Here is a 10,052-nt window from a genome sequence, read left to right on the forward strand (position 1 = left end):
TCGGCGGCCTGTTCGGTGCGGCTTTGCTGGCAGCGCACCCGGTCCAAACGGCGGATGGGCGGTGGCTGGCGGCCACCGGCATCCGGGCGGGGGGTGTGTCGCCGTCAGGCGGCAGCGGTGGCCAGGGCCTTGACCTTCGCCGACAGGCGGCTCTTGTCGCGGGCGGCCTTGTTTTTGTGGAAGATGCCTTTGTCGGCGATGGTGTCGACGATCGACTGCATCTGGGCGAACAGCGCGGTCGCCTGGGCCTTGTCGCCAGCGGCGACGGCCTTCTCGACCTTCTTGATCGCGGTGCGGTAGCGCGAGCGCAGCGAGCTGTTGTGCGCGTTCAGCTTGGTGTCTTGACGGGCGCGCTTGCGGCCGGAGGCCAAGCGCGGGGACTTTTTGGATTTGCTTGCCATGAATCGTTTCCTGTGGGGTTGGTGGATGTTGCCAGCAAAGCCCGCCATTATAAGGCGCGCAAGAATTTCTTGGGGCTGGCATTTGCGCCGAAGCGCAAGCATTCATCGATTGACCGAAGTCAAGTGGGTGCAAGCTTGTTCGGGCATACTTCGACGCGCGCGTGGATCTCGAGAGTGGTCGGTGCGTGCCGTGCCGCCCGAGATCCGGTTCGTCCATCGTTTGCGTTTTCCGATTTCGCCATGTCTGTGACCTCCAACGTGTCCGCGCCCGAGGCGTCCCAACCCATTCCTCCGGGGCAGCCGCTGCCCCACCGCAAGGTCATCCGCAGCTGGATCACACCGCTCGGCGAGCGCCGCACGGCCATCGCCATCGCCTTGTTGCTGCTGGATTGGGCCATCTTCGCGGCGTTGATCGCGGGGACGATCGTGTTTGAGGCGTGGTGGGCCAAGCTGTTGTGCGGGTTGGCTGCGGGCTTCGTCATCGGGCGGCTGTTCATCATCGGGCACGACGCCTGCCACCAGAGCTACACGCCGCACCGCGGCTTGAACAAGGTGCTGGGTCGCATCGCGATGATTCCGTCGCTGACGCCCTACAGCCTGTGGGAGGTCGGCCACAACGTGGTGCACCACGGCTACACCAACCTCAAGGGAGTGGACTTCGTCTGGGCGCCGCTGACCAAGGCCGAGTTCGACGCGCTGTCGCCCGGCCGCCGTCTGCTGGAGCGTATCTACCGCAGCGGCTGGGGCCCCGCGCTGTACTACTTCATCGAGATGTGGTGGCTGCGCATGTTCTTCCCGCGCAAGACCTATATGGGCACGCGCCGGCCTGAGTTCTTCTGGGATGGCGTGTTCGTGCTCGGCGTCGGGCTGCTGTGGATCGGCGGCATGGTCTGGGCGGCGCTGGCCACGGGGCAGTCGGTGTGGCTGCAGGTGGTCATGGGCTTCGTGGTGCCCTTCGTGTTCTGGAACGCGATGATCGGCTTCGTGGTGTACGTGCACCACACCCACCCGGCGGTGCAGTGGCACGACGACAAGGCCGCCTGGGCCAAGGCGGCGCCGTTCGTGTCCACCACGGTGCACCTGGAGTTCCCGCTACGCGTCGGTGCGCTGATGCACCACATCATGGAGCACACGGCGCACCACGTGGACATGAGCGTACCGCTGTACAAGCTCAAGCAGGCGCAAAAGAGGCTGGAGGAGATGCTGCCCGGGCGCATCATCGTGCAGCGCTTCAGCTGGCGCTGGTACTTCGATACGGCACGCCGCTGCAAGCTGTACGACTTTACGCGCCGCTGCTGGACCGACTTCCAGGGCCGCCCCACCAGCGATCCTGCACCGTCGTACGCCTGAGTGGTGGGCCGCGCGTTGTCTCTGTGCGGCAGCTGTTGGCCACGGGGAGCACCGGCCCCCGTGGCACGGCGCATTTGGCGCCGCCTGTGATGCGGTGCGACAATAGCGCCCGATGACGCACGCTTTTTCCGAATTGAATCTGGCCGATCCCCTGGCGCGCGCCGTGGCCGAGATGGGCTATACGGCGATGACGCCCATACAGGCGCAGGCCATTCCCGTCGTGCTGCAAGGGCGCGACGTCATGGGCGCCGCGCAGACCGGCACCGGCAAGACGGCGGCGTTTTCGCTGCCGTTGCTGCAGCGGCTGTTGCGCCATGCCAACACCTCCACATCGCCGGCGCGCCATCCGGTGCGCGCGCTGGTGCTGCTGCCCACGCGCGAGCTGGCTGACCAGGTGGCGCAGCAGATCAAGCTCTACGCCAAATACACCCCGCTGCGCTGCGCCGTGGTGTTCGGCGGCATGGACATGAAGCCACAGGTGGAAGAGCTGCGCAAGGGCGTAGAGGTCTTGGTGGCCACGCCTGGCCGCTTGCTCGACCACATCGAGGCCAAGACGGCCGTACTCAACCAAGTCGAGTATGTGGTGCTGGACGAGGCGGACCGGATGCTCGACATCGGGTTTTTGCCTGATCTGCAGCGCATCTTGTCGTACCTGCCCAAGCAGCGCACGACGTTGCTGTTTTCGGCCACCTTTTCGCCGGAGATCAAGCGCCTGGCGGCCAGCTACCTGCAAGACCCGGTGGTCATCGAGGTCGCGCGTGCCAACACCACGGCCTCGACCGTGGAGCAACGCTTTTTCCGCGTCGAGGAAGAGGACAAACGCCAGGCGCTCAAGCAGCTCTTGCGCGAGCACCAGGTGACGCAAGCGTTTGTCTTCGTCAACAGCAAGCTGGGCTGCGCGCGACTGGCGCGTGCGTTGGAGCGCGACGGGTTGCGGGTGGCCGCACTGCACGGCGACAAGAGCCAGGACGAGCGCCTCAAGGCGCTGGACGCGTTCAAGCAGGGGCAGGTCGATCTGTTGGTGTGTACCGACGTCGCCGCGCGCGGGCTCGACATCAAGGATGTGCCGGCGGTGTTCAACGTCGACATCCCGTTCAACGCGGAAGATTACGTTCACCGTATCGGCCGCACGGGTCGCGCCGGTGCCTCGGGGTTGGCGGTGTCGTTCGTGAGTGCCAAGGATGCCCGTCTGCTGGCCGAGATCGAAAAACTCATCGGCCGCAAGGTCGAGGTCGAGCCGTTGGACATCGACGACGAGCGCCGCTCCCGTGCGCGGCCGCCGCGCAGTGCCGAGGGGGCGCGCGCAGCGGCCTCGGCGCCCGCTCTTGCGGAGCCGACACGCGAGAGGATTACGTCTGGACCGGCAGCCGCGCGCCCGGCGCGTGCGGCGTCGACGCGCCGTGCCCCCGCCGATCCGCTGCTCGACCAGCCCTATGAGCCATCGCTGCCGCCGGACGTCCGTCCGGATTGGGAACAACCCGTCAAGGCACCGGCGCCGAAGGGTTTGTCCGCGTACATCCGACCCAAGCGCAAAGTGGCAGCGCTGTTGCGCGTCCCGCAGGCAGTCGCTAGCCCTCCCGCCCCGGCACCCGCGCCTGCGGACACGGTATCTGGATGATTTCCACACCAGCGGCGGTTCCCGGTGGTGTGTCGTCGGGCAGCCGTGCGGCGCTCAACGAACCTCCCCACACACAGCCCGTGTCCAGCGCCAGTAGGTCGGGCCGCTGCAGCAGGCCCAGCGTGGACCAGTGGCCGAACGCGATTGGGGTATCGGCGCTGCGCCGCCCCGGCACGTCGAACCATGGTACATAGCCCGGGGGCGCGTCGGCGGCGCCATCCTTGGTCGCAAACTCCATGTGTCCGTCGGGCGTACAAAAACGAAGCCGGGTCAGCGCGTTGACGATGACGCGCCAGCGTGCGGGCCCGTGCAGCGTGTCGTCCCAGGCGGTGGGCGTGTTGCCATACATTTGGCGCAGCCACTCGGCCACGTCCGCACCGCGCAAGACCTGCTGCACCTCGGCTGCCAGTGCCAGCACTTGCTGCGCCGTCCAGGCGGGCAGCACGCCCGCGTGCACCAGCAGCCAGCCGCGCTCCATCAACGCCAACGGCCGCTGTCGCAGCCAGTCCAGCAGCGCTGCACGGTCGGGGGCGTTGAGGATGGCGTCCAGCGTGTCGCTGCGGTGCGGCACGCGCACCCCGGCCGCCACTGCCAGCAGATGCAGGTCGTGGTTGCCCAGCAGGGTGTCGGCCGCGCCGTCGAGCGCGCGCAGCCGCCGCAGCACGGCCAGCGAGTCGGGGCCGCGGTTGACCGCGTCGCCCAGCAAGACGAAGCGATCGCGGCTCGGTGAAAAGCCTACCTCCGCCAGCAGCTGCCCCAGCGCGGCGTCACACCCCTGGACATCGCCAATCAGGTAAAGTGCCATCGGACAGATTATGGACATCCTGCTGATCGTTTTCCTGACGCTGCTCAACGGGGCGTTTGCGATGTCGGAGCTGGCCCTGGCGGCCAGCCGTCGGGCGCGGCTGTCGACGTTGGCCGAGGCCGGCGACCGGGGCGCACGCACCGCGCTGCAGCTGCTGGACAACCCGACGCAGTTCTTGTCTTCGGTGCAGGTGGGCATTACCTCCATCGGAATGCTCAACGGCATCGTTGGAGAGGCCGCGTTCAGCGACGACCTGGCGGCGTGGCTGATGCGCTGGGGATGGTCCGAGGTGACCGCGTCGGTGTCGGCGACGGCCATCGTCGTCGTGGCGATCACGTTTTTGACCATCGTATTCGGCGAGCTGGTGCCCAAGCGAATTGGCCAGCTGTACCCAGAGGCGGTTGCCCGGTGGGTCGCGCGGCCGATGGCCGCCGTGGCACGGGTGGCCAAGCCGTTCGTGCTGTTGCTCTCAGCCACCACGCAGGGGGTGCTGCGTTTGCTGCGGATCGACACGGACGTTGCCCAAACCGTGACCGAGGAAGAAATCCACGCCAGCCTGCGCGAGGGGCTCGGTGCGGGTGTGATCAAACGGCAGGAGCACCGCATGGTGCGCAACGTGCTGGCGCTCGACGAGCGTCAGCTCAGCAGTTTGATGGTGCCGCGCTCGGACATCGATTGGCTGGACGCTGGTCAGCCATTGTCGGTCGTGCTGGAGCGGGCCCGTCATGGGGGGCATTCGTGGTACCCAGTGTGTCGTGGCGGGCTGGACGACGTCACGGGTGTGGTGCATTTGTCGCATTTGATCGCGTTGGACGAGATGGGGGGACGCGAGCAGGACTGGTACCGGGATGCGCGTCCGGCGGTGTTCGTGCCGGAGACCTTGACCGCGCTGGACCTGCTAGAGCAGTTTCGCGCACGCGCCATGCGCATGGTATTCGTGGTGGACGAGTACGGCGAGGTGCAGGGGCTGCTGACGCCGCTGGACGTGCTGGAGGCGATCACGGGCGAGCTCTCGAGTGACGAACCGCACGACGCTTGGGCCACGCCGCAACCCGACGGGGCCTGGCTGCTCGATGGTGCGATGCCCGCGCACGAATTCAAGTCGCGACTGGACATCGCCGAGTTGCCCGAGGAGGACCGAGAGCTCTACGCGACGCTGGCGGGGCTGATGCAAACGGTGGCTGGCGCGCTGTTGCAGGTAGGCGACGCGGTGGACGTGGCGGGCTGGCGCCTCACGGTGCTGTCGATGCAGGGCCGGCGGATCGACCGCGTGCGCGCCGAGCGGCTGCCGGCTGACGAACCTGGGCCAGCGCCTGCTCCCGATGCGCGTACAGCCAGTCCTTGAACGCGGCTGCGGCCGGTGACAGCCGCTTGCCGCGCGGCGTGACCACGTACCACTGCCGCAGCAGTGGAAAGCCCTGCACGTCCAGCTGCACCAGCTCGCCCAGCGCCAGCTCGGCCACCACGGTGTGCGCCGACAACACCGCCAGCCCCAGGCCACCGGCGACGGTCTGCTTGATCGCCTCGTTGCTGCCGACTTCGAGGCGCGCCCGCGGCGTGACGCCCACCGCCTCGAAAAAACGCTCCATCGTGGCGCGCGTGCCACTGCCCGGCTCGCGCAGGATGAAGGGCTCGTCGGCCAAGCGCCGGGGGTCGATGTGGCGCTCGCGCGCCAGCGGATGGTGGGGCGGGGCCACCAGCACTAGCGGATTGTCGGCGAACGGCTCGCACTGCACGTCCCAGTCTTGTGGGGGTTGGCCGAGGATGTAGAGATCGTCCTGATTGGCGGCCAGCCGCTGCAGCAGGGCGTCGCGGTTGCCCACCACCATGGCCACGTCGATGCCGGGGTGCGCGGCCGCAAAGCCGCCCAGAAACTTGGGCACCACGTATTTCACCGTCGTCAGAATGGCCAGGCGAACGCTCCCTTTTTCGATGCCTTGCAGCGCGGCCAGATCTTCCCCCAGGCGGCGCAGACGCTCGTCCACATCCGTGGCGGCCTCGGCCAGCATGCGCCCAGCGGCCGTGAGGTAGATGCGTCGCCCGATCTGTTCCACCAAGGGCTGCCCCACCGTCTCGGCCAACTGCTTGACCTGCAGCGACAGGGTGGGCGGCGCTAGGTGCAGCGCCTCGGCCGCGCGCGCGAAGCTGCCGTGCGTGGCGACCGCGTGGAAGATGCGCAGCTGATGCAGGGTCAGGTGACGGGGGTTCATAAATTTATAAAAGTAAAAGATTAGGCTTTGAATATTTTACTTTGACTTTCCTTGGCGCTCGCCTATAGTCCGAACAGCCCCGAGGCAACGGGTTCGCCCAACCACCATGAGATCCGAGGAGTGAGCATGGCCGTCAAAACGTACAACGCTGGCGTCAAAGAATACCGCCAGACCTATTGGATGCCCGACTACACCCCCTTGGACACCGACCTGCTGGCGGTGTTCAAGATCGTGCCGCAGCCGGGGGTAGATCGCGAGGAAGCGGCAGCCGCCGTGGCGGCCGAGTCGTCCACCGGTACCTGGACGACGGTGTGGACCGACTTGCTGACCGACCTGGACTACTACAAGGGCCGCGCTTACCGTATCGAGGACGTGCCCGGTGACGACACCGCGTTCTACGCCTTCATCGCGTACCCGATCGACCTGTTCGAAGAGGGTTCGGTGGTCAACGTGTTCACCTCGCTGGTGGGCAACGTGTTCGGCTTCAAGGCCGTGCGCTCGCTGCGCCTGGAGGACGTGCGCTTCCCCATCGCCTACGTCAAGACCTGCGGCGGGCCGCCCAACGGTATTCAGGTCGAGCGCGACATCATGAACAAGTACGGCCGTCCGCTGCTGGGCTGCACCATCAAGCCCAAGCTGGGACTGTCGGCCAAAAACTACGGCCGCGCGGTGTACGAGGCGCTGCGCGGGGGGCTGGACTTCACCAAGGACGACGAGAACGTCAACAGCCAGCCGTTCATGCGCTGGAAGCAGCGCTTCGACTTCGTGCAAGAGGCCACCGAGAAGGCCGAGCGCGAGACCGGTGAGCGCAAGGGCCACTACCTGAACGTGACCGCGCCCACGCCGGACGAAATGTTCAAGCGCGCGGAGTACGCGAAGTCGATCGGCGCGCCCATTATCATGCACGACTACCTGACCGGTGGTTTTTGTGCGCACACGGGGCTGGCCAATTGGTGCCGCGACAACGGCATGCTGCTGCACGTGCACCGCGCGATGCACGCGGTGATCGACCGCAACCCCTACCACGGCATCCACTTCCGCGTGCTGACCAAAGTGCTGCGCCTGATGGGCGGTGACCACCTGCACACCGGCACCGTCGTCGGCAAGCTGGAGGGCGACCGCCAGGCCACGCTCGGCTGGGTGGATTTGCTGCGCGAGTCGTTCGTGCCCGAAGACCGCAGCCGCGGTATCTTCTTCGACCAGGATTGGGGCTCGATGCCCGGTGCCTTCGCGGTCGCGTCCGGCGGTATCCACGTGTGGCACATGCCGGCGCTGGTCACCATCTTTGGGGATGACGCGGTGCTGCAGTTCGGCGGTGGTACGTTGGGTCACCCGTGGGGCAACGCCGCCGGCGCCCATGCCAACCGGGTGGCGCTGGAAGCGTGCGTGCAGGCGCGCAACGAGGGGCGCAACCTCGAGAAGGAGGGCAAGGAAATTCTGACCGCTGCCGCTCAACACTCGCCCGAACTCAAGATCGCCATGGAGACATGGAAGGAGATCAAGTTCGAGTTCGACGTCGTGGACAAGCTCGACGTGCAGCACAAGTAATTCCCCTTCCACCCGAGGAGATCCGCCATGCAGGCCTACAAGCAATCGCTCAAATACGAAACGTTTTCTTACCTGCCGCAAATGACGCCGGAGCAGGTGCGCCGCCAGATCGCCTATGCGCTCGCGCAGGGCTGGAACCCGGCCGTCGAGCACACCGAGCGCGGCACGCCCGCCAAGGAAAGCTACTGGTACATGTGGAAGCTGCCGATGTTCGGTGAGCCGTCGGTCGACGCGGTGCTCGCCGAGATCGAAGCGTGCCACCGCGAGTTTCCCAACCACATGGTGCGCTTCGTCGCTTACGACAACTACGCCCAGAGCCAGGGTCTGGCGTTCGTCGTTTACCGCTGATCGGAGCCCGCGGCTCCACCGTTGGTTTTGTTGTGGAAGGAGTCCCCCATGGACGGGACGGTGGTCAAGGCTGCCCTTTCGGGGCGAGAGCTGGCACGCCAGCGGCGCCAAGCGTTGGCGCAGCTGGGGCGCAATGGCGCTCAACAGGTCCGTGCCGCGATGGCGCACAGTGCGCCGGTAGCGGCGGCGTCGGATGCCGGGTCAGGGGTAGGGTCAGCCGGCTGTGGCTGTGGTGGCACGGGTGGCGCGTGCGGCTGTGCGGGCAGCGACGGTGTGGCGCGCATGCTGGCGGCAGCACGTGAGAGTGCGTCGGCGCCCGACACCAACCAGGTCGCGCGCGCTGTCACCCCGACGGGACGCGCGCTGGCTCAGGCGCGCCGTGCCGCGCTGGCGCGCGACGGCAAGGCGGGACTCACCCGCGTGGCGCAGGCCACTCGGCTGGCGACCACCATGCCGGATCGCGATTGGCGCGAAGCCCTGCAAAAGGGCGCCACCGGTCGGCAGTTGGCCATGCAGCGGCGCACGTTGCTCGCGCTCGCCGGACGCGCCGGCCTGGCCGCATCCACTCAGCCAGCGGCAGCGGTGCGCCCGAGCGGCCGCGTGCGCAAGTCGGCTGAGCAGCGCGCAGCCGCGCACACCGAAGAGGGGCACACCCTGTCGGGTCAGCGTGTCACGGGCACGCAGGTCGAGCGCAGCCAGAAGGTCACGGGCATGGAGTTGGGCACCTGTCGGCACGTGACTGGCACCGAGTATATCGGGCAGGAACAATTCGAGGCGTGGTGCGGCAGTCGCCCCCAGCCGCCGCGGCCCCCCAAGGTCGAGGTAACGCACACCGAAGCGGGCCGACCGGTGACGGGCGTGCATCCCGGGCTGCAGGGCAAGGTCACCGGCAACGAGACCGGCGCCTGTCGCGGCATCACGGGCACCCGCTATCTGGCGGCCGAAGATGCTGCGCTGTGCGAGCAAGTGGCGCCGCGCGCCCCGCACAAGGTCAGCGTCATGTCCTCGCGTGGTGACAACGAGGTGACGGGCACGCCGGTGGGCCGCAGTCCGAAAGTGACCGGCAACGAGGCCGGTGCGCAGCGCCCGATCTCTGGGACGCAGTACGCGCTGTCGGCCCAGGGGCAAGTGGGACTGCGCGCCGGGACGGCGTCGCGTCGTGCGGGCACCGTCGCACCCGAGACGCTCGCGCCGACGGCGCCAGCCGAGGCCGGACCGGCAATGGCCACCGCGATGGCGCCGGCGCAGGAAGCCATGGCCCCTGCGCAGCGCATGCCAGCCGGATTTGCGCTGGCCACCGTGAGTGGCGACAGCCCTGGAGCGGGCGGCGGGCGCATCACCGGCGACGAGCGCGGCGCGTGTGAACCGGTCACGGGCACGCCGTACGTGGGGCCGGACAACCTCCAAGGCGGGTGTACGTTGAGTGGCCGCTGGCTGACGCGCTATCCCGAGCTGGCCGCGACCGACGCCCCGCCGCCGCCCAGCGGGTTCAGCATCCAGCCCCCTGCGCGGCAGGCGTGGGAGCGCCGCCAGCGCATCACGGGCAGCGCCGGCAGCGACGATGCACAGCAGCGTGTCACCGGGCCAGGCATGAAAGCGCAGGGCTTGATCACGGGCACGCCCGAGTTTCGCCACGGCGCCGCTACGGGCGCGGCTTGGTTGACACCGGGCTCGACAGCGATGCCGCCCGCCGCCGCGCAGCGGGTCACGGGTGAAGGGGCCGATGCGCGTTCGCTGCGCATCACGGGCGATGCGTGGGGCAGTGAGCGCCG

At 67.7% G+C, this 10,052-nt stretch carries 9 protein-coding genes; 6 read left to right on the forward strand and 3 right to left on the reverse strand.

What is annotated here, in order from left to right:
* Positions 1-104 precede the first annotated feature (104 nt).
* Positions 105-401 (reverse strand): 30S ribosomal protein S20, encoded by a 297-nt coding sequence (rpsT, locus tag Q0716_RS03235; protein ID WP_299019597.1) that lies wholly within the window; start codon positions 399-401, stop codon positions 105-107.
* 240 nt (positions 402-641) lie between these two features.
* Here rpsT and Q0716_RS03240 point away from each other — a divergent pair, with 240 nt between their 5' ends.
* Both Q0716_RS03240 and Q0716_RS03245 read left to right on the forward strand, forming a co-directional pair.
* Positions 642-1,751, forward strand: coding sequence for a fatty acid desaturase (locus tag Q0716_RS03240; protein WP_299019579.1), 1,110 nt, complete (start codon positions 642-644; stop codon positions 1,749-1,751).
* 112 nt (positions 1,752-1,863) lie between these two features.
* Complete coding sequence (locus Q0716_RS03245; RefSeq protein WP_299019581.1) at positions 1,864-3,369, forward strand: DEAD/DEAH box helicase; 1,506 nt, start codon at positions 1,864-1,866, stop codon at positions 3,367-3,369.
* On the opposite strand, the gene Q0716_RS03250 is transcribed toward Q0716_RS03245, so the two are convergent.
* Positions 3,320-4,174: a symmetrical bis(5'-nucleosyl)-tetraphosphatase gene (locus Q0716_RS03250; protein ID WP_299019583.1), complete on the reverse strand. Its 855-nt coding sequence runs from the start codon at positions 4,172-4,174 to the stop codon at positions 3,320-3,322. The genes Q0716_RS03245 and Q0716_RS03250 overlap by 50 nt on opposite strands.
* Positions 4,175-4,184: 10 nt before the next feature.
* Here Q0716_RS03250 and Q0716_RS03255 point away from each other — a divergent pair, with 10 nt between their 5' ends.
* Positions 4,185-5,519 carry a hemolysin family protein gene (locus Q0716_RS03255; protein WP_299019586.1) on the forward strand — a complete coding sequence of 445 codons (1,335 nt, stop codon included), beginning with the start codon at positions 4,185-4,187 and terminating at the stop codon, positions 5,517-5,519.
* Here the strand turns inward: Q0716_RS03255 and Q0716_RS03260 are convergent.
* Positions 5,407-6,384, reverse strand: a complete 978-nt coding sequence (locus tag Q0716_RS03260; RefSeq protein ID WP_299019588.1) for a LysR family transcriptional regulator — start codon at positions 6,382-6,384, stop codon at positions 5,407-5,409. The genes Q0716_RS03255 and Q0716_RS03260 overlap by 113 nt on opposite strands.
* Positions 6,385-6,510: 126 nt before the next feature.
* On the opposite strand from Q0716_RS03260, the gene Q0716_RS03265 reads away from it, so the two are divergent.
* The 3 genes from Q0716_RS03265 to Q0716_RS03275 all read left to right on the forward strand — a co-directional run.
* Positions 6,511-7,932, forward strand: a complete 1,422-nt coding sequence (locus tag Q0716_RS03265) for a form I ribulose bisphosphate carboxylase large subunit (RefSeq protein ID WP_299019590.1) — start codon at positions 6,511-6,513, stop codon at positions 7,930-7,932.
* Positions 7,933-7,959: 27 nt separating this feature from the next.
* Positions 7,960-8,280, forward strand: coding sequence for a ribulose bisphosphate carboxylase small subunit (locus Q0716_RS03270; RefSeq protein ID WP_299019592.1), 321 nt, complete (start codon positions 7,960-7,962; stop codon positions 8,278-8,280).
* Positions 8,281-8,328: 48 nt separating this feature from the next.
* A partial coding sequence (locus tag Q0716_RS03275) for a CsoS2 family carboxysome shell protein (RefSeq protein ID WP_299019595.1) occupies positions 8,329-10,052 on the forward strand: 1,724 nt, incomplete at its 3' end.

Origin of the sequence: uncultured Tepidimonas sp. (genome assembly GCF_938045175.1) — a bacterium.
Lineage (GTDB): Bacteria > Pseudomonadota > Gammaproteobacteria > Burkholderiales > Burkholderiaceae_C > Tepidimonas.